Genomic DNA, 21,600 nt, shown 5'->3' with positions numbered 1-21,600 from the left:
ACCACCCGGCGGTGCGCACCCCCGATTCTTCCTGGCTGAGGCCCTGGTTGCGAACCCGGGGGCGGATCGGGGTGTCACAGCTCACTCTGCCCCGTTCTCGGACACAGGGGGCTGAAGTACGGCGAAGACGGCGCCCTGATCGTCCTGGAGGACGGCCATCCGCCCGTACGGGATGTCGAAGGGCGGCGCGGAGATCCGGCCACCGAGGCGTACGGCGTTCCCGGCGGTGCGGTTGCAGTCCTCGACCGCGAAGTAGCTGAGGAAGTAGCTGGGCAGCTCCGCCGGGAACGCGTCGGTGATGACGCCGCGGCCGCCGACTGCGGTGTCCGGACCGGGCTCGGTGCCCGCCGGGGACCACATGCGGAAGCCCGCCGGGGAGTCGTCGGGGCCCGTGCGGGCGGCGTCGGGGCCGGAGGCTTCGAGGTCGGTGCCCTGGAAGCCGAAGACCTTCGCGTAGAAGGGGTCCACCCGGTCCTTCTGCCGGGTGTAGACCTCGGTCCAGCAGAAGGAGCCGGGTTCGTTCTGCTTCTGGAAGCCCTCGCGGTCACCGGCCTGCCAGAGCCCGAAGACCGCTCCGCCCGGGTCGGCCGCCTGGGCGAGCACCCCGGCCCGGCCGGCCCGGACCGGCTCGGTGATCACCTGGCCGCCCGCCTCCCTGATCCGGGCCACGGACGCGGCGATGTCGTCGGTGGCGAAGTAGATCCCCCAGGCGGTGGGCATCCGGCCGTCCTGCTTGGCGGCGAGCGCGGCGACGAGTTTCCCGTCGCTGAAGGCGTCCGCGTACGGCCCCTCGCCGGCCCGGAAGGTCCAGCCGAACAGCTCGCCGTAGAAGCGCTTGCCCGCTTCCAGGTCGGGCAGCTGCACATCCACCCAGCACGGCGCGGATCGCGCGAATGCGGCCATGGGCCCGGGTCCTTCCGTTTGCGGCGGTCGTACGGTGCACACGGGGCTCGCGGAGGTCGAGGTACGTGGCGGTCGAGGTACGTGGCGGATGAAGTTCGCGACGGATGAAGTTCGCGACAGTGACACTCGTCACAGCAAACGTAACCGCGGGTCGCGCGCCGCGCGCCCCGAACCGTTCACATCGAACGCATTTTCGAAAGAACAGTTCCATGCTCACGGCATCACGGAAAGTTATCCACCGAAGTTATCCACAGGCTGTTGATAAGACTTATCGCTGCGTGGTGCGCATACGTCGAAATCCGGCCACTCCCCCCACCGCGTCTGCGGTGATCCCCATTTGCAGTCGGCCGAATCGCGCTCCGATCACCCCTCGGTAAGCTGACGGCATGACAGGACAAGTGCGCACCGTCGACGGCCGCGTGGCCGGTCGACGCGGACAGGCGACGCGGCAGAAGCTGCTCGACTGCCTCAGCGAAATGCTCAGCTCCTCGCCGTACCGGGACGTCAAAGTCATCGACGTCGCCCGGAAGGCGGGGACTTCACCCGCGACCTTCTATCAGTACTTCCCCGATGTCGAGGGCGCCGTCCTCGAAATCGCCGAGGAAATGGCCAAGGAGGGCGCCGGGTTGACCGAACTGGTCGCCGGCCGCTCCTGGGTCGGCAAGGCCGGCTGGCAGACGGCCGAGGAACTCGTCGAAGGGTTCCTCGACTTCTGGCGCCATCACGACGCGATCCTGCGCGTGGTCGACCTCGGTGCGGCCGAGGGGGACAAGCGGTTCTACAAGATCCGCATGAAGATCCTGAACTCGGTCACCAACTCCCTCACCGACTCGGTGAAGGAGCTCCAGGCCAAGGGCAAGGTCGACAAGGAGGTCAGCGCCGCCGCGATGGCGGGCTCGCTGGTCGCGATGCTGGCCGCCGTCGCCTCGCACCAGAAGGGCTTCACCACCTGGGGCGTGAAGCAGGCCGAACTCAAGCCGAACCTCGCCCTGTTGGTGCATCTGGGCATCACCGGAAAGAAGCCCACGAGGTAGCGCAGGCGCCGACGGCCCCTTCCCCACCGGGTTCGTGCGGCCGTCCCGGGCGCCCTCAGGTCCTGTCACACCGACGGCGGGCCACGCATTGTGGCCCGCCGTCGGTGCACCCGGACCATGTCCACGGCGCACGAAGCCCTTCCCGCACCGCGCTCCTCCGCTCTGCCGGCTCAGGACGCGGCGTCGTCCCGCCCGCGCAGCCTGAAGAGCCGGATCTCCCGCTCCACCCGCGCCTGGTAAGCCGCGTACGGCGGCCAGAACTTCAGCGCCGCCCGCCACACCTCTTCCCGCTCCTCGCCCTCCAGCAGCGTGGCGCGCACCGGGATGTCCCGGCCCTGCCAGTTCACGACCGCCCGGTCGGGACCGGCCAGCAGATTCGCGGTCCAGGCCGGATGCCCGGACCGGCCGAAGTTGCTGCCGACCAGGATCCAGCTCTGCTCCGTCCCCTTCTCCGGCATGCAGGCCAGCGGGGTGGTTCTGAGCCGCCCGCTCCGCGCCCCCGGCACCGTCAGGATCAGCCCCGGCAGCATCCGGGCACTGAGCAGCACCTTTCCGCGCGTGAGCCGGTGCACCGTGCGGTCCATGACGGGAACGACGTGCGGGGCGACCTTGGCGAACGCACGGGTGGAGGAGACCTTCTGGACCAGCCGGACGCCGGGCGCCATCAGACCGCCACCCGCTCGGCCGGTGCGGTCGTGGCCGCTCCCGCGAACAGCCCGGCCAGCTGCGCCGCCCGGTCCCGGAGCCGGTGCACGGGGCCGAAGAGCAGTTCGTCGGCGGCGGCCCTCTTGAAGTACAGATGCGCCTCGTGCTCCCAGGTGAAGCCGAGCCCGCCGTGCAGCTGGACGGCCTCGGCGGTGGTGACCCGGAGCGCTTCCAGTGCCTGGGCCAGGGCGAGTCCCCCGGCCCCGGCCGGATCCCAGGCCGCGTAGTACGCGGCGGAGCGGGCCGCCTGCACCTGTACGTACAGGTCCGCCAGGCGGTGCTTCACCGCCTGGAAGGAGCCGATCGCCCGGCCGAACTGCTCGCGCGCCTTGACGTATTCGACCGTCCGCTCCAGCGCGCTGCCCGCCGCCCCCACCGCCTGGGCGGCGAGCAGCGCGGCGACCGGCTCCCCGGCCGTGGCGAGCGCGCCGGTGACGTCGGCACTGTCGTCGGCGCCGAGGAGTTCGGCCTCGGTGTCGCGGAGTTCGATCCGGGCCAGCGGCCGGGTCTCGTCGAGCGAGGTCCGACGGGTGCGGACGACTCCGGCCGCCGCGTCGGGACGGACCAGGAAGAGGAGCGTACGGCTGCGCGGGAAGCCCCCGGCGTGGGCCGCGACCAGCAGCAGCTCGGCACTGTGCCCGTCGAGGACCTGCGCGGCCTCCCCGTACAGCCGCCAGCCCCCTTCGCCGGCGCCCCGCCCGGCCTGTACGCCGCCGGCCCGGCCGCCGCCCGCCCAGGCGCCGTCGGTGGGGTCGCCGGTCAGGCCGAGTGCGGTGGCGAGCGAGCCGCCGGGGACGGCCAGGGTCGCGGTCAGCTCACCGGCCGCGATGCGCGGCAGCAGGGCGGTGCGCTGGCCGTCGGTGCCGAGTGCGGCGATCAGGGGCGCGGCGAGCACGGCGGTGGCGATCAGCGGCGAGGGCAGCAGGGCGCGGCCCGTCTCCTCGCAGGCGACGGCGAGTTCGGTGCGTCCGCAGCCGACGCCCCCGTACTCCTGCGGGAGGGCGAGTCCGGGCAGCCCGAGGTCCTGGGCGAGCCGTCGCCACAGGTCCGCGTCGTACCCGTCGGCGGTGCGCACGGCGCTCCTGATGTCGTCGGGTGCGCAGTGTTCGGCCAGCAGTTCGCGCAAGGTGCGGCGGATCTCGTCCTGTTCCGCGGTGAAGGCGGCATCCATCGTCGGACTCCTTCCCCTCAGAGGCCTCCGGCCCCTGATCTGACGGTGCGTCATGTTAGGGGCGAATCCAGCAGATGCCCAGAGTCGCGCACCGGCGGGAGCGGGAGATCCACGCCGGGCGGGAGCGGGAGATCCACGCCCGGCAGGAGCGGGAGATCCACGCCCGGCAGGAACGGGACATCCACGCCGGGTGGAGCGGGAGATCCACCCCGCACCGGGCGGTCCACCCCCGCCGCATCTGATGTACCGTCAGATCCATGCCTTCTTCCCACCGCAAGGTCGCTGTCGTCGGCATATCCCTCGCCGACTGCGGACGCGTCGACACGGCCACTCCGTACGCCCTGCACGCCCAGGCCGCCCGCCGGGCGCTGGCCGACTCGGGGCTGGACCGGTCCGTGGTCGACGGTTTCGCCTCCGCCGGGCTCGGCACGCTCGCCCCGGTCGAGGTCGCCGAGTACCTGGGGCTGAAGCCCACCTGGGTGGACTCCACCTCGGTCGGCGGCTCGACCTGGGAGGTGATGGCGGCGCACGCGGCGGACGCCGTCGCGGCGGGGCACGCCAATGCCGTACTGCTGGTCTACGGGTCGACGGCGCGCGCGGACATCAAGGCGGGCCGGCGGACCTCCAACCTCTCCTTCGGCGCGCGCGGCCCGCTCCAGTTCGAGGTGCCGTACGGCCACTCGCTGATCGCGAAGTACGCGATGGCCGCCCGCCGGCACATGCACGAGTACGGGACGACCCTGGAGCAGCTCGCCGAGGTCGCGGTCCAGGCACGGGCGAACGCGGCGGCCAACCCGGACGCGATGTTCCGTGACCCGGTCACGGTGGACGACGTCCTGTCGGGGCCGATGATCGCCGACCCGTTCACCAAACTGCACTGCTGCATCCGCAGCGACGGCGGCTGCGCGGTGCTGCTGGCCACCGAGGAGTACGTACCGGACACGGCGAAGGCGCCGGTGTGGATCCTCGGCACGGGCGAGCACGTCTCGCACTCCACCATGTCCGAGTGGGACGACTTCACGGTCTCCCCCGCGGCGGTCTCCGGCCGCCTCGCGTTCGAACGGGCCGGGGTGCGGCCCTCGGAGATCGACCTCGCCGAGATCTACGACGCGTTCACCTACATGACCCTGGTGACGCTGGAGGACCTGGGTTTCTGCGCGAAGGGCGAGGGCGGCGCGTTCGTGGAGAAGGGCCGGACCGGGCTGACCGGCGAGCTCCCGGTGAACACCGATGGCGGCGGCCTGTCCGCCTGTCACCCCGGGATGCGCGGGCTGTTCCTGCTGGTGGAGGCGGTACGCCAGCTCCGCGGCGAGGCCGGCGAACGCCAGGTGCACCGCCCGGGCGGCCGGCTCCCGGAACTGGCGGTGGCATCGGGCACGGGCGGCTGGTTCTGCTCGTCGGGGACGGTGGTGCTGGGGCGGGGGTGAGGAGCGGGGCGGGGCGAGGCGGGGCCGGGCCGAGGAGCGGGGCGCGTCCCGGTGCGGCAGGCCGGTCACACCGGGACGACGGTGAGCGCCCCTTCCAGTCCCTTGAAGTCGTCCGCGTTGCGCGTGTAGAGCGGCAGCCCCCTGACCGAGGCGATGGACGCGATCATCAGGTCCATGCGCCGGGGCCGGGGATCACGCCGGGCAGCGACCGCCAGAGCCACCAGGCTCCCGTAGCGGGCGGCGGCGTCCCCGTCGAAGGGCAGCGGCTCGAAGTCGGACACGGCGGCGCCGAGTTTCTCCATCCGGGCCACCCGCACGCCCGGGTCCTTCGCCATCGCCACACCCTGCTGGAGCTCGGCCATCGTCACGGCGGTGAGCGCCGGGAGAACGGGCAGATCCTCGGCCCGCAGCAGATCGAGGTCGATGTACGTGCAGGTGTCGAGCACTCCCACTTCATGTCGCTCAGCCACGCTCGCGCTCCCACGGATCGTCGTCGCCCACCCGGTCCTCGGCCCCGAAGAACTCATCGGCCTCGCGACGCATCAGCGCACCGTCCACGCGGGGCAGCCGTCGGTGCCTGGCCACCAGTTCCTCCGAGCTCAACTGCCGTTTCCGGGTGAGCGGCCGCAGCTCGGCAACCTCTATTCCGTTGCGGGTGATGTGAAAGACCTCGCCCGCCTCCACGGCGTTCATGACTTCGGCGGAGTTGTTCCGGAACTCCCGCTGGGTGATGGTCTTCATGCCACCAGCGTAGCTCGGCGTGTCCCACCGCGCTACAGCGATCACCCCGCCCGGCCCGCCCGGCCCGTGCCGCCCCATGCGCTGCAATGGGGACATGACCGACGCACACCAGAGCTTCCTGGACCTGCTCCACGCCCAGCGCGTCTGGGACGTGGAGCTTCCCGGTTTCGACCCGGCCGCCGCGCCCCCTGCCCCGCTCCCCCTCTTCCACGGCTGGTTCGCCGAGGCGGTGGCCGCCGGGCAGGCGGAGCCGCACACCATGTCGCTGGCCACCGTGGACGCCGAGGGGCGTCCCGACGTACGGACGGTGATGCTGCACGACGCGGACGAGCGGGGCTGGCACTTCGCCACCCACCGCACCAGTGCCAAGGGCCACCAGCTCGCCGCCCGGCCGTACGCGGCGCTCGGCTTCTACTGGCCGGCGCAGGGCCGGCAGGTACGGGTGCGGGGTCCGGTCACCGAGTGCGCTCCCGCCGAGAGCCGGGCCGATCTGCGCGCCCGCTCGACCGGGGCGCTCGCCTCCGCGCTGACCGGCTCGCAGAGCGAGGTACTGGGCTCGCGGGAGGAGCTGGTCCGGACCGCCGACGCCGCCTGGGAACGGGCCCGGGCCGAACCGGACGCGGAGGTGACGAGCTGGACCCGGTACGTGGCGGAGCCGCGGGAGGTCGAGTTCTTCCAGGGCGACGCGGCGCGCAGGCACGTACGGCTGCGCTACCGCAGGACGGACGCGGCCGGGGGCGACGCGGCGTGGGTCCGGGAACTGCTCTGGCCCTGAGGACTGTCCCGCAATTCCTGGCGGGACAGCCCTTGGGGTTCCGTTCGGATCAGCCCGGCGTGATCCGAACGAGAGGCCCGGACCAGAGCAGTTCCGTACACCCGCGTACGCGGACGGACACGGCCCGGCGGGGCCGTCCGGTCACTCGACGGTGATCGCCTGTACCGGGCAGACGCGGACCGCCACCTTCACCGATTCCTTCGCCGCCGCACCGTCGAGGGCTTCCTCGTGATCGGGCAGCAGTTCACTGAAACCGTCGTCGTCCTGGGTGAAAACCGTCGGAGCGGTGAGCGCGCACTGACCCGCACCGATGCACCGGCTCCTGTCGATATTGATCTTCATTGCGGCGGGGCCTTCCGGTCGGATTCCGGTCACCAGGTCACGGGCATTTCGAGCAGGCCCTGAATGGTGTCACCGGGTTTGAACGGGACTTCTTCGGCAGGGACCGCCAGCCGCAATTCGGGAAGGCGGTCGAAGAGTGCGGGCAGCGCGATCTCCAGCTCGGCCCGTGCCAGGTTCTGCCCCAGGCACTGGTGAACCCCGAAGCCGAACGCGACGTGGTTGCGCGCGTTCCGGCCGAGGTCCAGCTCGTCCGGTGCGGGGTACACGGTCTCGTCCCGGTTGATCACCGACGTGGTCAGGAGAACGCCGTCCCCCGCCCGGATGGTCACCCCGCCCACTTCGATGTCGTCGACGGCGACCCGCGAGATCCCGTCGGCGATGGACAGGAAGCGGAGCAGCTCCTCGACCGCGGAAGGCATCAGACCGTCGGACTCGCGCATCCGGGCCAGCTGGTCGGGGTGCTGGAGCAGGGTGAACGTGCCGAGCGAGATCATGTTCGCGGTCGTCTCGTGCCCCGCGATGAGCAGGATCTGGGCCAGCCGCACCAGCTCCTGCCGGTCCACGGCCCCGGTCTCCAGCTGCTTGGCGATGAGTTCGTCGAGCAGCCCTTCGCCGGGGGTGGCCTGCTTCTGCCCGATGAGGACGTGGAAGTACTCGTCGAGCGCGTCCCGCGCGGACTCGACGTCCGCGGCCGCCGGGCCGCGGAGCAGCTTGCGCGACTGTGCCTCGAAGAACTCGTGGTCGTCGTACGGCACCCCGAGCAGCGCGCAGATGACCATGGAGGGCACCGGCAGGGCGAACGAGTCGACCAGATCGGCCGGCGGCCCCTGCTTGACCATCGCGTCGAGCAGCCGGTCCACGGTCGCCCGGATCTGCGGCCGGAGCGAGGCCGTCCGCCTGACCGTGAAGCTCGGGATCAGCATCCGGCGCTGCACGTTGTGCTCCGGGTCGTCGACGCCGAGCAGCTCCACGCGCCGCAGGGAGCTGGCGGCCAGCCGCTCGGCGAAGAACGGGAAGGCGGGGTTCTCGCGGTCGGACGAGAGCCGCTGGTCCACCAGGAGCGAGCGCGCCTCGGCGTGCCCGGTCACCAGCCACACCGTACGGCCGTCGAAGAGCCGGGCCCGGGACACCGGCTGCCCCCCGTGCTCGCTGCGGTATCCGGTCGGCGGGTTGTAGGGACAGGTGCGGTTCTGCGGGAATGAGACGGTCTCGGTGTCTGCCATGGCGGACCTCGCAAGAGATGGGGGAGTCCTACCGATCTCCCACCACTAGATGCCTCAGGCACCTAATGGGTCCAGGTGTAGTTCGGCCAAATGTCCTCGGAATCACCCTCGGACAGATCCATTGAGAGATCAATCAGATCCGTTGAGGAATCAATTTGCCGTCCGCCCGCCCGAGCGAACGTTTCGAGCCGATGTCGTTCTTCGAGCCCGGATCAATTGTCTCCGATTTTCATGTGAAAGGGGCAATATGGAAAGCACCGAGGGCTGTCCCTCAGGGCGACTGGAGGCAACGATGAGCCAGACCCGTTCCCGCCCCCGCTCCCGTTCGCGCTACGCCCCGGACAGCGGGTTGACCACGCGCATGGTCGGCACCATGTTCCTGATCGGCCTGCTGTACGTGGTCCTGGTCGGCGTGCTGCTCGCCGTGCTGCGCGGCGCCTGGCCGATCATCCTGATCCTCGTCGGCGGCATGTTCATCGCCCAGTTCTGGTTCAGCGACCGCATCGCGGCGTTCAGCATGGGGGCCCGCGAGGTCACCCCGGAGGAGGCGCCCGAGCTGCACGGCGCCGTCGACCGGATCTGCGCTCTTGCCGACATGCCGAAACCGCGTGTGGCCATCGCGCAGAGCGACGTACCGAACGCCTTCGCGACCGGTCGCAGCGAGAAGACCGCTCTCGTCTGTGCCACCACCGGACTGCTGCGCAGACTGGACCCCCCTGAGCTGGAGGGCGTGCTCGCGCACGAGATGTCACATGTCGCGCACCGCGATGTCGCCGTCATGACGATCGCCTCGTTCCTCGGCGTGCTCGCCGGCATCATCACCAGGGTCGCCCTGTGGGGCGGGCTCTCCCGCAACAGCCGCAGCAATGACCCCGTCGGCATCGCGATCATGCTGATCCCGCTGGTCAGCGCGGTCGTGTACGCGCTGAGCTTCCTGCTGACCCGGCTGCTGTCCCGCTACCGCGAGCTCTCCGCCGACCGCACCGCCGCCCTGCTCACCGGCCGCCCCTCCGCGCTCGCCTCCGCCCTCACCAAGGTGAGCGGTCAGATGGCCCGCATACCGACCGAGGACCTGCGGAAGGCGGAGCCGTACAACGCCTTCTACTTCGTCCCCGCGTTCTCCTCCAAGGAGAGCCTGAGCCGGCTGCTCTCCTCCCACCCGACCCTCGAACAGCGCCTCGACCAGCTGGCCCGGATCTCCGCCGACCTCGCCCGTCCGTAAGGAACGCCCATGGGCCTTCTCGACACCATCCTCGGCCGCAGCAAACCGGTCCGCCCCGACCTCGACCAGCTCTTCGCCGTACCCTCGGCCGCCCTCACCCTCCAGGCGGGCGCGGGCTTCACCCCGACCGGTCTCGGCTCGGTCTGTTTCGCGGGGGTCGAGGGCGGCACCTTCGCCCGCATCCAGCAGGACGTACGGGAACTGCTCGACGCCGACACCGGCCGCGGCGGCATCCCGGTGGAGTTCAGCCAGGACGCGTACGGCTACACCTGGCTGCTCTCCCGCCGCCCGGCCGAGGACACCGCTGCCCTGGTCAACGATCTGCACGCGGTCAACACCCTGCTCCAGGACGGCGGGTTCGGGCCGCACCTGCTCTGCTCCCTGATCGGCTTCCGCGATGCGCGGGACCGTCCGCTGGCTCTGGTCTACCTCTACAAGCGCGGCACGTTCTACCCGTTCGCACCCCTGCCCGGCGGCGTCGAGAAGCGGGACAACCAGCTGGAGTTGCAGGTCAGAGCGGTGCTCGGGGACGACCTGCGGGTGGAGAAGGACCTGTCCCGGTGGTTCCCGGTGTGGGGGGCGCCGGGGCTGTGAGGCAGCCGGGGCGGGCGGCGGGGAAACGGTGGGGAGCCCGGCGCGGCCCCCGCCCGTATCATCATTTCCATGACTGCAGAGCCCGCCCGTTCCGCCGCCCGTATGCGCGCTTCGGATGCCGATCGCGAGGCGGTGGTCGAGCAGTTGCGCGAGGCGGCGGCCGAGGGTCGCATCGACATGGACGAGCTGGACACCCGGCTCGGGCAGGCGCTGTCCGCCAAGACCTACGCCGAACTGGCGCCCCTCACCGAGGATCTGGTCCCGATCGAGGTGGCCAAGGGTGGGGGTCAACCGCTGGTCCTCAAGGGCGGCCTGCACGGCATGACCCGCGCGGGCGTCTGGAAGGTGCCCCCGGTGATCCGTGCCCAGGGCGGCATCGGCGGCGTCCGGATCGACTTCACCCGCGCCGAGTGCCGGCTGCGCGTGATCGATCTGGAGGTGCGCGGCGAGATGGCCGGGGTGAAGATCGTGGTCCCTGAGGGCTGGACCGTGGAGAGCGACAGCGTGGACCGGGGCCTCGGCGGCCTGAAGGACAAGACCACGGAGGAACGGACACCGGGCGCCCCGACCCTGCGGCTGTCCGGCTCCTGCGGCATGGGCGGCGTGCTCGTACGCCACCCGAACTTCCGCGAACGCCGCAAGCTGCGCGGCATCGAGTCCTGAGTACGCGTACCCGGCCCTGGCCCTGGCCCCGGCCAGGTGACCGTACCCGTCATCGCCCTGATCGCCCTGGCCGTATGGGCCTTGGCCGGGTCCACGGACATTCCCCCGGGTCACACCCGAGAAGATGGCGGACCGTGCCTTCCGGCGCTCCCAGGGGGCGTACGGCCTCATAGGGTTCGAACGCAGCGTGGAGCCGGGGGTCGAGAGGATCGGCGTCAGCACGGCGAACACCCTGCGCTCCGACTACTGCTACGACGGGGGTCTGTCGGGCTGGAGGACAAGACCGTCAACGGGGCCTATCGGGCCGGCGGTCGTCGGAGCCGGCGGTCGTCGGAGCCGCCGGTGTTCCCCGCCGCTGCCAGATTCTCACTGCCAGACAATGATGTCGAAGGTTACGAAATAGCTCCCGTCCCGCTCCTCCGGGGCCGCCCGGATCGTCACGAGTGCCACGTGATCATTGCTGAGCACGCACACCTTGGATCCCTTGGTCAATTGAGCGTCGTCCACGGCGTCGGTATACCGCGTGTCCGATTCACACTCTGCCCGGCTTCCGTCCGCTCCCGGGTCCAGGCGGACGAGCTTCCCCTGTTTGGAGGTCAGCCCTGTTTGGAGGTAGTAGGAGAGGTCTCCGCCGTAGCCTTCATGCAGCTTGATCGGGTTGTCCGAGAGCAAGAGGTTGAACCGGTCAGGCATGCGGATGCCGTTCTTGGTGACGGGCTCCGTCGACGGGGAGGGATCGCCGGAAGCCGGCGGGGGCCCGTTGTCAGCCGGCGCTTGGGGCGCGGTGGCGGTGGCGGTGACGGTGACGGTCGGTTGCGGAATCGGCGCTCTCGCGGTCGGCGAGTTGAACACCACGGGAAGACCGAGGAATCCCAGTAGAAGCCCCGCCACGCCTGTCAGTGCCGAGAGCATGGTTGCCCATTCGATGATGCGGCTTCTGGCAGGAGGTACGGGACTGGGCGACGGCGGGTTGCCAGGCGGCGGAGGAGCGGGCGAGGGCTCCGGCCCCGCAGGACTTGATCCACTCATGGACAGCTCCTTCCCGGCGGCAGCAGCCCAGGCTGTTGGCGCGATTAACCATCCGGCTCGCGGTCGCTCCGGCATCACACACAGGGATGTTCGGCGGATGGGGGGGGCGGACCGGGCACCGCAACCCCGGCCGTGATCCACCGGACACCCCCAGCCCAACGAACATCATGGCCGGGAAGCTGATCAGCCGTGCGCACTTTCCGTAAAGTCCCCGGGACGGAAGACCGGAACGGCCTCCTCCCCCTCCTCCTGCCGGAAAGCCACCCGCAGCGCCATGCCGATGGCGAGCGCGGACTCCTCGCACCCCTCGACCTCCGTCATCATCCGTGGCCCCTCCGCCAGGTCGACCACGGCGGCGACGTACGGGACGCGGGCACCGAACGGCGGCAGGTCGTTGCGGTGGACGACGGACCAGGTGTAGAGCGTGGCGTCCCCGCTCGCCCGCTCCCAGACGACGTCCTCGCTCCAGCAGTGCGGGCAGAACTCGCGCGGGTAGTGGTGCGCACGCCCGCAGTCGCGGCAGCGGCGCAGCAGCAACTGCCCCCGGGCGGCGGCGTCCCAGTACGGGCGGGTGAAGGCGTCGGGTTCGGGGCGGTCGAAACGTACGGCGGGCGAGGTCACAGGAAGAGTCCGATCGCTTTGTCGAGGGACCAGGTCTGCCAGGACATCGCGAACAGCGCGACGAGCGAGATGAGCGCCATCATCGCGTTCTGCCCCTGCTCGGCCCAGTCGTGGATCATCAGCACGAGGTAGAGCAGATTGAGCAGCAGCCCGGCGACGAGCGCGACGGGCGTGAGGAATCCGGTGATCAGGCCGAGCCCCAGGGCGAGTTCGGCGTACACGACGAGGTACGCCATGGCCTTGGGGCGCGGCGCGACGATTTTCTGGAAGCCGGTGCGTACGACCGGCCAGCGGTGCTTGCTCGCGACGTCCGAGGCCCAGGCGATGCCCGTGCCGCGCTCGAACCAGCCCTTCTTGTCCTTGTGTCGCCAGCTCTCCAGCCACCACAGGCCGAGGCCTATCCGGAGGACGGCGAGCCACTCGGCTCCACCGAGCCAGATCGTCTGCATGAGGCCTCCCGTGGCCGCCCGTTCACTGAATCTGACGGTACGTCAGTTCACCTGATGGCGGGCAACTCGCGCAAGGGGCGCGCACGGAGTGCGCCGGAGATGGGCGAAGGAAGACGGATGGAAAGAGACGAACGAAGGGAAATAAACGAAGGGAGATGAGCCAGGAGCGGACAGAAGGCGCGCACCCGTGATCGATTCGCAATCGATTCCGGTCTTGACCGAGACCCATCAACCGGGTGCGCGATTACGCTCCGAACCATGTCCGACAGCGCACTTACCGCCGGTATCCCCATATCGGCCCCCACCGACCTCACCGAGGACCGTCCCGTCTACGTCATCGGCGGCGGGCCGGGCGGTCTCGCCGCCGCAGCGGCCCTGCGCGAGCTGGGCGTACGGGCGGTCGTGCTGGAGAAGTCCGGGAACGTGGGCGCGTCCTGGCGCCGTCACTACGACCGGCTGCACCTCCACACGACCCGGAGCCGGTCCGCGCTGCCGGGGCTCGCGATGCCGCGCCGGTTCGGGCGCTGGGTGTCCAGGGACGATGTGGTGCGCTATCTGGACAAGTACGCCGAGCACCATGAGCTGGAGGTGGTGACGGGGGTCGAGGTGTCCCGGATCGACCGCGCCCCGGACGGCGAGGACTGGCAGCTGACCGCGACCGGCGGCCGGGTGCTGACCGGCCGGGCGGTCGTCGTCGCCACCGGCTTCAACCACACCCCGCGCGTCCCCGACTGGCCCGGTCTCGACACCTTCACCGGCGATCTGGTGCACGCCTGCGACTACCGCAACCCCGCCCCGTACGCGGGCAGGGACGTCCTGGTCGTCGGCATCGGCAACACGGGCGCGGAGCTCGCCGTGGACCTGGTCGAGGGCGGGGCGTCCCGGGTACGGATCGCCGTGCGCACCGTGCCGCACATCGTGCGCCGCTCCACGGCGGGCTGGCCCGCGCAGCTGACCGGCATCCTGGTCCGCAGGCTGCCGGTCCGGCTGGTCGACCGGGCCGGGCGTCTGATGGCCAGGGCCGCCGTGCCCGACCTCGCCGCGCAGGGCCTCCCCCGCCCGGACACCGGGCTGTACTCACGGGTCAAGGACGGCGCGATCCCGGTGCAGGACGTGGGGCTGATCGACGCGGTGAAGGGCGGCCGGGTGGTACCGGTGGCGGCCGTCGAGTCGTTCGACGGGGACGCGGTGGTACTGGCCGACGGCGAGCGGATCACCCCGGACGCGGTGATCGCGGCGACCGGCTACCGGCGCGCCCTGGAGGGCCTGGTCGGCCATCTCGGCGTACTGGACGCCCGGGGCCGCCCGGTCGTCCACGGTGCCCGCACCCCCAAGCAGGCCCCCGGCCTGTACTTCACCGGCTTCACCAACCCGATCAGCGGCATGCTGCGCGAACTGGCCCTGGACGCCCGCAGGATCGCCAAGAAGGCGGCACGCAGGCACTGAGCCCGCGCGGGGCGGGGCTGCCGGTTCCGCCCGTGGGCTCAGGCGTACAGCGGCAGCCCGTCGGTCGAGATCGTCCACTCGCCGATGGTGACGTCCTCGCCGTACACGAAGTCCTTGCGGATCGCGTACCTCGGTCCGTCCGGCGTCGCGTGGATCTCGGAGAGGACGGCGCCCGTGCCCGTACGGGGGTCGAAGATCGCGTAGACGGGGACACCGAGCAGTGGGTAGTCCCGCAGCTTGCTCACCCAGTCGTTGTCCGGATTGGACTGGGAGACCACTTCGACAGCGGCGATGAGAGCACGGGGGTCGAAGGACCCTTGTCCCTCCATGTCGGCCTCGGCGATCACCATGATGTCGGGGTGGCGCATGATGCCCTGAGGTACGTCCTCCACATCAGGGGTCCCGGTGTGAGCTGCCAGTTCTTCCGGCATCGCCTTCTCCAGGCGCTTCCGAAGACGGAGTGCCGTCAGTTCGTGGAGTCCGGCGGGCGCCCTCATGTCGTGCACGATCCCTTCTTTGGTGATCTCGAACTTTCCGCAGCAGCCGGGATTCGTGGCGCCGAAGGTCCGCGAGGAGTTCGACGGCCACGCGATGCCGGTCGAGGTCGTGAGCCTGCGGGCGGGGAAGCGGAGGGCGCGGCGGCGCGGGGGCCGGGGCGGGCGTGACCGCTTCCGGGCGGGGCGTGGGAGCCGAGGGCTCGGGGGCGGGCGTGACCGTTTCCGGCTGGGGCGCGGGGACCGGGCGGACGGGCCCTGGTCGCGGCCCGGACTCCGGCGTCGGCCGGGTCTGCGGCTGCGGCTGCGCCTGCGGCGCTGCGGCGGCCCTCGTAACGGTGAGGGGCTGGTTGTACGAGACCGTGCGGGTGACGACCCTGCCGCTGGGCAGTCGCTCCCGGGTGCGCTTCAGGTAGCCGTGGGCCTCCAGTTCGCGCAGGGCGGCGGCGATCCGGGCCTCGCTCTCCGGGAAGCGGTCGGCGAGGTGCTTGATGCCGATCCTGGCGCCGTCGGGCAGCGACTGGATGTGGGCGGCGAGTCCGATCGCGACGAGGGACAGCTCGCGGTGCTGGGTGAGGTGGTTGCCCACGACCGTGAAGCGGCCGGTGTGCCGGGCGTCGATGTGTACGACACCGGATGACGGGGCGCGCGAGGGCGCGCTAATCTGCGGGGTATCCATCAGGAAGCTCTGCTTCTTCCTTGTTGGTCAGGCCCTCGTTTCAGGATTGCCGTCCTGGCGAGGGCCGTCGCGCGTCTGGGGTTGTGTGGCGAGCATATGCCGGACAACCGGCCTCACTTCCAGCCGAGTTGGAGAAGCTCACCCGTGTGAGTGACGGGCGTGGAGTGGGGTGCGACGGGGGTGCGACGGGGCGGGGTGGGGTTGGGTTGGGAAGGGTTTTTCTCCCCGGTTCTTACATCTTTTGACGTCGCGCACGACCACGTCGCGGTCCCCCGCGTCGTCGTTCACCGGATCGCGGTCCACCGGGTCGCGGCTGTCACGATCCGGTGCGGCCGCTCACCGTGCAAGGTCGAGCTCACCCAGACCGGAAGTCCCGCCCGGCCACTCGTCCGTGGACCGTGGCGTTCGCGGCCGGTTCGGCGACGATGTGCGCGGCCGATTCGCAGGCGATCCCCCAGTCCCCCAGATGCGCCGTGGCCAGCAGCCGGGCAAGGCGGGCGCCCCGGCGCGTGGGCGAGAGCAGCACGGTGAACGCGCGTGTGGGGGCGGCCGGTTGAGGTCGAGCGATTTCTCGATTCACGTCACTCAGCGTGGCCGGGCCCGCATACCGTGAACAGTGACAAAGCCCTTGCGTACGGTAACTGTCCGGGGCTTGTCCAGCGCTGTCCTGGCTGTCCGGGGTGACGGGCCGGGGACAGAAGGGGTTGAGGAAGAGAACGGCGCGCACAGCGGAAATGGGGCACGGATGAGCGTGGATGGGGCCGGTACGGAACGCACTGACGACGGAGCGGACGAGTCCGGCTGGGACGTGGACCCCGACGACGAGTCGGGCTTGGCCGTGCTCGCCGCAGTGGGCCGCCAGCTCAAGGCATGGCGGGAGTCGGCGGGCCTGCGGGCCTGCGAGTTCGGTACGGCGATCGGGTACGGGGAGGACCTGGTCTACAAGGTGGAGAGCGGCCGTCGCATCCCCCGGCCGGAGCTCCTGGACAGAGCGGACAGGGTACTGGGGGCCGGCGGGAAGCTCTCTGCGATGAAGCAGGACGTGGCGGAGGTCCGGTACCCGAAGAAGATCCGGGCACTGGCCAAGCTGGAATCCCGAGCAGTGGAGCTCGCGTCGTACGGAAGCCAAAACCTGCACGGTTTGTTGCAGACCGAGGAATACGCCCGGGCATTGCTCGGCACTCGGCGCCCCATGCTGTCCCGGGATGAGTTGGAGCGAGCAGTGGCCGCGCGCATGGCGCGGCAATCGATCTTCGAACGGGAGCCCGCTCCGGACCTCAGCTTCGTACAGGAGGAGACATCGCTGCGCCGCCCGACCGGAGGTCTGGCGGTGTGGCGCCAGCAGCTCGAAAACCTGCTCAAGGTCGGCAGGTTGCCCTCCGTGGAGATCCAGGTGATGCCGACATCTCAATGGGACCACCCAGGAACGGGCGGACGCATTCAGGTCCTGAAGTTCGCTGACGGTTCGGCGATCGGACGGACCGACGACGAGTTCGCGGGCCGCCCGGTTTCCAACCCGCGACAGCTCCGTATTCTTGAGTTGCGGCATGGCATCATCCGGGCTCGGGCTCTCTCGCCAGAGGAGTCACTGGCCTTCATCGAGCGAGTGCTGGGAGAAACATGATCCACGAGCAATCCGCCGGGGATGGCCCCGAGCTGGAGTGGTTCAAGAGCACCTACAGCGACAGCAGCAACCCCAGTGACTGCGTCGAGGTCGCAACCACCCCGGGCACGATCCACGTCCGCGACTCGAAGAACGCGCCCGGCCCCCGAATCGCCGTCACACCCACGGCATGGGCGGACTTCGTGAACTACACGTCCACGAACTGACCGACATCGTCCGCACCCGCGACGCAAGCGCTGGGAGAGACATGATCCACAAGCCTTCCGCCTCAGTCACTCCCGAGCTGAAGTGGTTCAAGAGCAGCTACAGCAGCAGCGGCGACGGAAACGACTGCGTCGAGGTCGCAACCACCCCGGGCACGGTCCACGTCCGCGATTCGAAGAACGTGCCCGGCCCCCGGCTCGCCGTCACACCCACGGCATGGGCGGACTTCGTGAACTACGCGTCCACGAACTGACGGGCGTCGGTGGCTGACCCGCGCGGGGCGCGGCCGGGAGGACCGGTCGCGTCCCGCGCTCGTGTTGAGGGGGACGTGGGTCAGGCTGTGGGCGTGGCGTTCAGCACGAGCTGGGCCGTGTTGTTGGCCGGCTGCGGGTCGAATGGGAAGGTCGCGGGGCTGGAGCCACCGGTGGTGAGCATGACGCGGCCGGTCGCGTCGGGGACCAGTCGGTCGATGCGCAGCTGGAAGGGGAGCGAGCGCGTCGTGTCCTCCAAGGCCCAGTACGGCATTTCGCAGCTGTACCGCGGGGCGCCGGTCCGCTGCGGGTAGTGGCCGCCGCTCAGGGTGCGCGGCTCGCAGTCGGCGGGGGCGGAGGTGACGGTGGCGCCGTCGGGGACAGTGAAGTCGACGGCCGCGACCGGGTCGCCGGAGCCGAGGTTGCCGATCCAGGCCGGGCCGTTGTTGCGGAAGCCGATTGCGGCGGTGACGGTCTCGCCGACGCCGCCCGTGACCTGGGCGCCCCGGGCCGCGAAGTCCGCCGTGTTCACCGCGCCGAAGGCGGCGATCGTGTAGTTGTCCTCGTCCGAGAGGTCCGTGGCTCCGCTGCCGGGCTCGACGCTGATGTCGAGGCGTTCGGCGTACGCGTGCGCGGCGAGGGCGACCCGTAGCGGCGACGGCAGGGTGAAGGCGTCGCCCGGCTCGATGACCTGGTCGAAGGAGCAGGTGGCCTGGGACATCGGGGCGTAGCCGTCGCCGAGCGTCTTGTAGGTGCACTCGGGGTACTTGGTGAGGATGTCCAGCCCGTACGAAGCGGTGAAGGTGGCGGTGAGGCCCTCGGACCGCTCGCTGCCCTTGTTGGTCACCGCGAACGGCACGGTCCGGACGGCGCCCGGCTGGAGGTTCTTGACCGGGGCGATCTCGCCGAGGGACAGATCGGGGCCCGAACCGACCGAGACCGTGGTGTCGAACGAGTCGTGCGGGGCCTCCAGCGTGCCGTCGGGGCCGCCGGTGGCCACGGCGGCGTAGGTGATCCGCCCCTGGGCCCCGGTCGCGGCGCCGTCGGCGGCGCGGACCGTGAGGTGGACCTGGGAGCTGTAGGCGTCACCGATGACGGGCACCTCGGGGACGGTGCAGACGGCCGTGGTCCCGGTCGGGGCGCAGTTGTCGGGCCAGGTCACATCGGCCACCCCGGCGATGCCGGAGATGTCGACCGAGAGCCGGCCGTCGGTGACGGCGAAGTTGTCGTTGTCGTGGTAGAGCCCGATGTCCAGCGGGCTGCCCTCCGACGTGCTGCCGGGGATCAGCTTCTGCTCGCTCGGTGCCTGTATCCAGAGCTGATCGGTCTGCTCCCCGGCGAACGCGGGGACCGCGAGGCCGGCGGTCAGCAGTCCGGCGGCTGCGGCGGCACGGACACCGAGACGCACGGTGTGCCGGGCTGAGACGGGTCTCATGTTTCTCCCAGGGGTGGGCCACGAATGGCGGGCGACGGCCGGTGTGTCCGGCCCGACCGTTGGACGTTCAAGATCACTCGGAGGTTGTACGGCTCCGGCCGCCGCCCCGCGCTCTCAGGCTTTGCCTGCACACCCATTCCTGACGCGCCGTCAGTTCAGTAACCTGACAGGGCGTCAGCTTTTGGGAGCTGGCCGGGCACGATCACCCGACGGACCCCGAGCAGGAGTGGGCGGAACGATGCTTGGATCGACTCATGGCACCCTCACCACCGACTTCCGCGCCAGGGTGGTGGCCTGCGGCGAGGAGCCGCACGCCGCCGTCCACAGCATGACGGTCGCCGCCGCCACGGAAGGCGTGCTGGACGTCAGCGGCCGGCCGTTGTACGCGGCCGTGCCGGATCTGGACCGGTTCTTCCGGCCCGGGTCCGTGGCCGTCATCGGCGCGTCCGACACCGAGGGACGGCCCAACACCGGCATCACCCGGCAGCTGATCCGCTGGGCCGAGCGGGTCGGGGCGCGGCTGTATCCCGTGCATCCCACCAGGAAGTCCGTGTTCGGGCTGGCCTGTTCTCCTTCCGTCGCACAGCTGCCGGAGCAGGTCGATCTGGCCGTACTGCTGGTCGGCGATCCGCTCCCGGTGATCGAGGAACTCGCGCAGGCCAAGGTGAGGTTCGCCGTCGCCTTCGCCTCCGGGTTCGCCGAGACCGGCGAGGCGGGGGCCGCCGCCCAGGCGCGGCTGGCCGCCGCGGTGGAGCGGTCCGGGCTGCGGCTGCTCGGGCCGAACACCAATCTCAACGCCTTCGAGGAGTTCCGGGACGATCTGGACGGGCCGGCCATCGCGCTGATCACCCAGTCCGGTCACCAGGGCCGCCCCGTCTACACCCTTCAGGAACTGGGCGTGCGGCTCTCGCACTGGGCGCCCACGGGCAACGAGGCGGATCTGGAGACCGCCGACTTCATCTCGTACTTCTCGCAGCGCCCCGAGGTCGGGGCCATCGCCTGCTACGTGGAGGGGCTCAAGGACGGGCGCTCCTTCCTGCTGGCCGCGGACCGGGCGGCGCGGGCCGGCGTTCCGGTGGTGGCGGTCAAGGTGGGACGTACCGAGACGGGAGCCAGGATGGCCGCGTCACACACCGGCAAGCTGACCGGCGCCGACCAGGTGGTGGACGCGGCGATGCGGCAGTTCGGTGTGATCCGGGTGGACGGGCTCGACGAACTCCAGGACACCGCGGCGCTGCTCGCGCGGGCCCGGAAGCCGCAGGCCGAGGGGGTCGTGGTGTATTCGATCTCGGGCGGCACGGGCGCGCACTTCTCGGACCTGGCGACCGGCGCGGGGCTGAACCTGCCCACCCTGTCCGAGGCGAAGCAGCGTGAACTGCACGAGTGGATCCCGGACTATCTGAACGTGGCGAACCCGGTCGACAACGGTGGTCACCCGGTCGGCGACTGGCGCGGCCGGAAGATCATCGACGCGATCCTCGCCGACCCCGGCGTCGGGGTGCTGATCTGTCCGATCACCGGCCCCTTCCCGCCGATGAGCGACAGGCTCGCGCAGGACCTGGTGGACGCGGCGGAGAGCACGGACAAACTGGTGTGCGTGGTGTGGGGCTCGCCCGTCGGTACGGAGGAGGCGTACCGCACGACGCTGCTCGGCTCGTCCCGCGTCGCCACCTTCCGTACCTTCGGCAACTGCATCACCGCCGTGAGGGCCTACCTCGACCACCACCGGTTCGCCGCTTCCTACCGCTCTCCCTTCGACGAGGCGCCGCGCACGCCCTCGCCCTCGTTCCGCAAGGCGCAGGCGCTGATGCGCCCGGGTCAGCAGCTGAGCGAGCACGCGGCGAAGCAGCTGCTGCGGGCGTACGGGATCCGGGTGCCGCGCGAGCAGTTGGTGACCAGCGCCGCGGCGTCCGTCCGGGCGGCGGCCCTGGTCGGCTATCCGGTCGTCATGAAGGCGTCGGGCGCCCGGCTCGCCCACAAGACCGAACTGGGCCTGGTCAAGGTCGGGCTCACCTCCGCGAGCCAGGTGCGGGACGCGTACCGCGAACTGACCGACATCGCGCGGTTCGAGGGCGTCGAGCTGGACGGGATCCTGGTCTGCCAGATGGTCGAGCGGGGCGTCGAGATGATGGTCGGCGTCACTCAGGACGCGCTCTTCGGGCCGACGGTGACGGTCGGGCTCGGGGGCGTACTCGTCGAGGTGCTGCACGACGCGGCGGTGCGGGTGCCGCCGTTCGGCGAGGACCAGGCGCGCTCGATGCTGGGCGAACTGCGCGGCCGGGCCCTGCTGGAGGGCGTGCGCGGCGGTCCGCCGGTGGATGTGGACGCGCTGGTCGAGGTCGTGCTGCGGGTGCAGCGGATGGCGCTGGAGCTGGGCGACGACCTCGCCGAGCTGGACATCAACCCGCTGATGGTGCTCGGGCGGGGGCAGGGCGCGGTGGCGCTGGACGCACTCGCCGTCTGCCGCTGACCGCCGGGCCCCCGACCACCTGAACCACCGCCCGAGCCGTCGTCCGAGCCACCGCTCGCGCCACCGCCCGAGCCGTCGGCGGTGGCGCTGGACGCACT

25 protein-coding genes and 1 pseudogene are annotated in these 21,600 nt (G+C 70.7%); 13 read left to right on the top strand and 13 right to left on the bottom strand.

Translation table 11 applies throughout. The features are described 5' to 3' along the window. Window positions 1–81 precede the first annotated feature (81 nt). On the bottom strand, window positions 82–903 hold the full coding sequence (locus ACGF8B_RS19635) for a VOC family protein (RefSeq protein ID WP_392739922.1): 822 nt from the start codon (window positions 901–903) through the stop codon (window positions 82–84). 386 nt (window positions 904–1,289) lie between these two features. Between ACGF8B_RS19635 and ACGF8B_RS19630 the strand changes: the two genes are divergently transcribed. Continuing rightward, window positions 1,290–1,937, top strand: a complete 648-nt coding sequence (locus ACGF8B_RS19630; protein ID WP_124717053.1) for a TetR family transcriptional regulator — start codon at window positions 1,290–1,292, stop codon at window positions 1,935–1,937. A 170-nt stretch (window positions 1,938–2,107) separates the two neighbouring features. On the opposite strand, the gene ACGF8B_RS19625 is transcribed toward ACGF8B_RS19630, so the two are convergent. Both ACGF8B_RS19625 and ACGF8B_RS19620 read right to left on the bottom strand, forming a co-directional pair. Further along, the gene (locus ACGF8B_RS19625) at window positions 2,108–2,602 is read right to left on the bottom strand and encodes a nitroreductase/quinone reductase family protein (protein ID WP_362000584.1); all 495 of its coding nucleotides are present in this window, start codon (window positions 2,600–2,602) and stop codon (window positions 2,108–2,110) included. Then, window positions 2,602–3,813 (bottom strand): acyl-CoA dehydrogenase family protein, encoded by a 1,212-nt coding sequence (locus tag ACGF8B_RS19620; protein ID WP_392739919.1) that lies wholly within the window; start codon window positions 3,811–3,813, stop codon window positions 2,602–2,604. Before ACGF8B_RS19620 ends, ACGF8B_RS19625 begins: the two co-directional genes overlap by 1 nt. 74 nt (window positions 3,814–3,887) lie before the next feature. On the opposite strand from ACGF8B_RS19620, the gene ACGF8B_RS19615 reads away from it, so the two are divergent. Both ACGF8B_RS19615 and ACGF8B_RS19610 read left to right on the top strand, forming a co-directional pair. Continuing rightward, on the top strand, window positions 3,888–4,055 hold the full coding sequence (locus ACGF8B_RS19615) for a hypothetical protein (RefSeq protein ID WP_392739917.1): 168 nt from the start codon (window positions 3,888–3,890) through the stop codon (window positions 4,053–4,055). 15 nt (window positions 4,056–4,070) lie between these two features. Further along, on the top strand, window positions 4,071–5,240 hold the full coding sequence (locus ACGF8B_RS19610) for an acetyl-CoA acetyltransferase (protein WP_392739915.1): 1,170 nt from the start codon (window positions 4,071–4,073) through the stop codon (window positions 5,238–5,240). A 65-nt stretch (window positions 5,241–5,305) separates the two neighbouring features. Here ACGF8B_RS19610 and ACGF8B_RS19605 read toward each other — a convergent pair whose 3' ends face one another. Together ACGF8B_RS19605 and ACGF8B_RS19600 are read right to left on the bottom strand one after the other, a co-directional pair. After that, complete coding sequence (locus ACGF8B_RS19605) at window positions 5,306–5,710, bottom strand: type II toxin-antitoxin system VapC family toxin (RefSeq protein WP_392739913.1); 405 nt, start codon at window positions 5,708–5,710, stop codon at window positions 5,306–5,308. Then, window positions 5,703–5,981: a type II toxin-antitoxin system prevent-host-death family antitoxin gene (locus ACGF8B_RS19600; RefSeq protein ID WP_317863190.1), complete on the bottom strand. Its 279-nt coding sequence runs from the start codon at window positions 5,979–5,981 to the stop codon at window positions 5,703–5,705. The genes ACGF8B_RS19605 and ACGF8B_RS19600 overlap by 8 nt, the downstream gene beginning before the upstream one ends. Window positions 5,982–6,075: 94 nt before the next feature. Between ACGF8B_RS19600 and ACGF8B_RS19595 the strand changes: the two genes are divergently transcribed. After that, complete coding sequence (locus tag ACGF8B_RS19595; protein ID WP_392739911.1) at window positions 6,076–6,756, top strand: pyridoxal 5'-phosphate synthase; 681 nt, start codon at window positions 6,076–6,078, stop codon at window positions 6,754–6,756. A gap of 141 nt (window positions 6,757–6,897) precedes the next feature. Here ACGF8B_RS19595 and ACGF8B_RS19590 read toward each other — a convergent pair whose 3' ends face one another. Together ACGF8B_RS19590 and ACGF8B_RS19585 are read right to left on the bottom strand one after the other, a co-directional pair. After that, a complete protein-coding gene (locus ACGF8B_RS19590) occupies window positions 6,898–7,098 on the bottom strand; it encodes a ferredoxin (RefSeq protein WP_392739909.1) in 201 nt (66 codons plus the stop codon). A gap of 29 nt (window positions 7,099–7,127) precedes the next feature. Continuing rightward, window positions 7,128–8,321, bottom strand: a complete 1,194-nt coding sequence (locus ACGF8B_RS19585; RefSeq protein ID WP_392739907.1) for a cytochrome P450 — start codon at window positions 8,319–8,321, stop codon at window positions 7,128–7,130. A gap of 292 nt (window positions 8,322–8,613) precedes the next feature. Here ACGF8B_RS19585 and htpX point away from each other — a divergent pair, with 292 nt between their 5' ends. The 3 genes from htpX (at window position 8,614) to ACGF8B_RS19570 (ending at window position 10,800) form a co-directional block, all read left to right on the top strand. Beyond that, complete coding sequence (htpX, locus tag ACGF8B_RS19580; protein WP_329590151.1) at window positions 8,614–9,543, top strand: zinc metalloprotease HtpX; 930 nt, start codon at window positions 8,614–8,616, stop codon at window positions 9,541–9,543. Between the two features lie 9 nt (window positions 9,544–9,552). Then, complete coding sequence (locus ACGF8B_RS19575; RefSeq protein ID WP_392739906.1) at window positions 9,553–10,137, top strand: hypothetical protein; 585 nt, start codon at window positions 9,553–9,555, stop codon at window positions 10,135–10,137. Window positions 10,138–10,206: 69 nt separating this feature from the next. After that, the gene (locus ACGF8B_RS19570) at window positions 10,207–10,800 is read left to right on the top strand and encodes a DUF1707 domain-containing protein (protein ID WP_392739904.1); all 594 of its coding nucleotides are present in this window, start codon (window positions 10,207–10,209) and stop codon (window positions 10,798–10,800) included. 366 nt (window positions 10,801–11,166) lie between these two features. Here the strand turns inward: ACGF8B_RS19570 and ACGF8B_RS19565 are convergent, their stop codons facing one another. From ACGF8B_RS19565 to ACGF8B_RS19555, 3 genes are all read right to left on the bottom strand, one after another. After that, window positions 11,167–11,712: a hypothetical protein gene (locus ACGF8B_RS19565; protein ID WP_392739902.1), complete on the bottom strand. Its 546-nt coding sequence runs from the start codon at window positions 11,710–11,712 to the stop codon at window positions 11,167–11,169. A 300-nt stretch (window positions 11,713–12,012) separates the two neighbouring features. Next, window positions 12,013–12,450, bottom strand: a complete 438-nt coding sequence (locus ACGF8B_RS19560) for a Zn-ribbon domain-containing OB-fold protein (protein ID WP_392739900.1) — start codon at window positions 12,448–12,450, stop codon at window positions 12,013–12,015. Then, window positions 12,447–12,899, bottom strand: coding sequence for a DoxX family protein (locus tag ACGF8B_RS19555; protein WP_392739899.1), 453 nt, complete (start codon window positions 12,897–12,899; stop codon window positions 12,447–12,449). Before ACGF8B_RS19555 ends, ACGF8B_RS19560 begins: the two co-directional genes overlap by 4 nt. 258 nt (window positions 12,900–13,157) lie before the next feature. On the opposite strand from ACGF8B_RS19555, the gene ACGF8B_RS19550 reads away from it, so the two are divergent. Then, window positions 13,158–14,345: a flavin-containing monooxygenase gene (locus tag ACGF8B_RS19550; RefSeq protein WP_392739897.1), complete on the top strand. Its 1,188-nt coding sequence runs from the start codon at window positions 13,158–13,160 to the stop codon at window positions 14,343–14,345. A gap of 38 nt (window positions 14,346–14,383) precedes the next feature. Here the strand turns inward: ACGF8B_RS19550 and ACGF8B_RS19545 are convergent, their stop codons facing one another. Beyond that, window positions 14,384–14,842 carry a Uma2 family endonuclease gene (locus ACGF8B_RS19545; RefSeq protein ID WP_392740144.1) on the bottom strand — a complete coding sequence of 153 codons (459 nt, stop codon included), beginning with the start codon at window positions 14,840–14,842 and terminating at the stop codon, window positions 14,384–14,386. Window positions 14,843–15,257: 415 nt separating this feature from the next. On the opposite strand from ACGF8B_RS19545, the gene ACGF8B_RS19540 reads away from it, so the two are divergent. After that, on the top strand, window positions 15,258–15,479 hold the full coding sequence (locus ACGF8B_RS19540; protein ID WP_392739895.1) for a hypothetical protein: 222 nt from the start codon (window positions 15,258–15,260) through the stop codon (window positions 15,477–15,479). Window positions 15,480–15,882: 403 nt separating this feature from the next. On the opposite strand, the pseudogene ACGF8B_RS19535 reads toward ACGF8B_RS19540, so the two are convergent. Next, window positions 15,883–16,098: pseudogene (locus tag ACGF8B_RS19535) on the bottom strand (ATP-binding protein); the annotation flags it as partial. Between the two features lie 165 nt (window positions 16,099–16,263). Here ACGF8B_RS19535 and ACGF8B_RS19530 point away from each other — a divergent pair. From ACGF8B_RS19530 to ACGF8B_RS19520, 3 genes are read left to right on the top strand one after another with little or no spacing between them, the layout of a single operon-like run. Then, window positions 16,264–17,142, top strand: a complete 879-nt coding sequence (locus ACGF8B_RS19530; RefSeq protein ID WP_392739893.1) for a helix-turn-helix domain-containing protein — start codon at window positions 16,264–16,266, stop codon at window positions 17,140–17,142. Beyond that, the gene (locus ACGF8B_RS19525; protein WP_392739891.1) at window positions 17,139–17,348 is read left to right on the top strand and encodes a DUF397 domain-containing protein; all 210 of its coding nucleotides are present in this window, start codon (window positions 17,139–17,141) and stop codon (window positions 17,346–17,348) included. Before ACGF8B_RS19530 ends, ACGF8B_RS19525 begins: the two co-directional genes overlap by 4 nt. Window positions 17,349–17,389: 41 nt before the next feature. Further along, a complete protein-coding gene (locus ACGF8B_RS19520; protein ID WP_392739889.1) occupies window positions 17,390–17,599 on the top strand; it encodes a DUF397 domain-containing protein in 210 nt (69 codons plus the stop codon). A gap of 80 nt (window positions 17,600–17,679) precedes the next feature. Here the strand turns inward: ACGF8B_RS19520 and ACGF8B_RS19515 are convergent, their stop codons facing one another. After that, window positions 17,680–19,032 (bottom strand): hypothetical protein, encoded by a 1,353-nt coding sequence (locus ACGF8B_RS19515; protein ID WP_392739887.1) that lies wholly within the window; start codon window positions 19,030–19,032, stop codon window positions 17,680–17,682. 238 nt (window positions 19,033–19,270) lie between these two features. On the opposite strand from ACGF8B_RS19515, the gene ACGF8B_RS19510 reads away from it, so the two are divergent. Next, entirely contained in the window at window positions 19,271–21,502 is a 2,232-nt protein-coding gene (locus ACGF8B_RS19510; RefSeq protein WP_392739886.1) for an acetate--CoA ligase family protein, read from the top strand. Window positions 21,503–21,600 lie beyond the last annotated feature (98 nt).

It is taken from the genome of Streptomyces sp. NPDC047917 (assembly GCF_043204345.1).
Taxonomy (GTDB): domain Bacteria; phylum Actinomycetota; class Actinomycetes; order Streptomycetales; family Streptomycetaceae; genus Streptomyces; species Streptomyces sanglieri.
Note: the sequence above shows the minus strand (reverse complement) of the source record. Positions and strands in the feature narration are given on the sequence as shown.

Excerpts from the sequence above, each read along its gene's own strand:
- ACGF8B_RS19635 (WP_392739922.1), bottom strand. The coding sequence starts at position 903 with ATGGCCGCATTCGCGCGATCCGCGCCGTGCTGGGTGGATGTGCAGCTG.
- ACGF8B_RS19630 (WP_124717053.1), top strand. The coding sequence starts at position 1,290 with ATGACAGGACAAGTGCGCACCGTCGACGGCCGCGTGGCCGGTCGACGC.
- ACGF8B_RS19625 (WP_362000584.1), bottom strand. The coding sequence starts at position 2,602 with ATGGCGCCCGGCGTCCGGCTGGTCCAGAAGGTCTCCTCCACCCGTGCG.
- ACGF8B_RS19620 (WP_392739919.1), bottom strand. The coding sequence starts at position 3,813 with ATGGATGCCGCCTTCACCGCGGAACAGGACGAGATCCGCCGCACCTTG.
- ACGF8B_RS19615 (WP_392739917.1), top strand. The coding sequence starts at position 3,888 with ATGCCCAGAGTCGCGCACCGGCGGGAGCGGGAGATCCACGCCGGGCGG.
- ACGF8B_RS19610 (WP_392739915.1), top strand. The coding sequence starts at position 4,071 with ATGCCTTCTTCCCACCGCAAGGTCGCTGTCGTCGGCATATCCCTCGCC.
- ACGF8B_RS19600 (WP_317863190.1), bottom strand. The coding sequence starts at position 5,981 with ATGAAGACCATCACCCAGCGGGAGTTCCGGAACAACTCCGCCGAAGTC.
- ACGF8B_RS19595 (WP_392739911.1), top strand. The coding sequence starts at position 6,076 with ATGACCGACGCACACCAGAGCTTCCTGGACCTGCTCCACGCCCAGCGC.
- ACGF8B_RS19590 (WP_392739909.1), bottom strand. The coding sequence starts at position 7,098 with ATGAAGATCAATATCGACAGGAGCCGGTGCATCGGTGCGGGTCAGTGC.
- ACGF8B_RS19585 (WP_392739907.1), bottom strand. The coding sequence starts at position 8,321 with ATGGCAGACACCGAGACCGTCTCATTCCCGCAGAACCGCACCTGTCCC.
- htpX (WP_329590151.1), top strand. The coding sequence starts at position 8,614 with ATGAGCCAGACCCGTTCCCGCCCCCGCTCCCGTTCGCGCTACGCCCCG.
- ACGF8B_RS19575 (WP_392739906.1), top strand. The coding sequence starts at position 9,553 with ATGGGCCTTCTCGACACCATCCTCGGCCGCAGCAAACCGGTCCGCCCC.
- ACGF8B_RS19570 (WP_392739904.1), top strand. The coding sequence starts at position 10,207 with ATGACTGCAGAGCCCGCCCGTTCCGCCGCCCGTATGCGCGCTTCGGAT.
- ACGF8B_RS19565 (WP_392739902.1), bottom strand. The coding sequence starts at position 11,712 with ATGCTCTCGGCACTGACAGGCGTGGCGGGGCTTCTACTGGGATTCCTC.
- ACGF8B_RS19555 (WP_392739899.1), bottom strand. The coding sequence starts at position 12,899 with ATGCAGACGATCTGGCTCGGTGGAGCCGAGTGGCTCGCCGTCCTCCGG.
- ACGF8B_RS19550 (WP_392739897.1), top strand. The coding sequence starts at position 13,158 with ATGTCCGACAGCGCACTTACCGCCGGTATCCCCATATCGGCCCCCACC.
- ACGF8B_RS19545 (WP_392740144.1), bottom strand. The coding sequence starts at position 14,842 with ATGAGGGCGCCCGCCGGACTCCACGAACTGACGGCACTCCGTCTTCGG.
- ACGF8B_RS19530 (WP_392739893.1), top strand. The coding sequence starts at position 16,264 with ATGAGCGTGGATGGGGCCGGTACGGAACGCACTGACGACGGAGCGGAC.
- ACGF8B_RS19525 (WP_392739891.1), top strand. The coding sequence starts at position 17,139 with ATGATCCACGAGCAATCCGCCGGGGATGGCCCCGAGCTGGAGTGGTTC.
- ACGF8B_RS19520 (WP_392739889.1), top strand. The coding sequence starts at position 17,390 with ATGATCCACAAGCCTTCCGCCTCAGTCACTCCCGAGCTGAAGTGGTTC.
- ACGF8B_RS19515 (WP_392739887.1), bottom strand. The coding sequence starts at position 19,032 with ATGAGACCCGTCTCAGCCCGGCACACCGTGCGTCTCGGTGTCCGTGCC.
- ACGF8B_RS19510 (WP_392739886.1), top strand. The coding sequence starts at position 19,271 with ATGCTTGGATCGACTCATGGCACCCTCACCACCGACTTCCGCGCCAGG.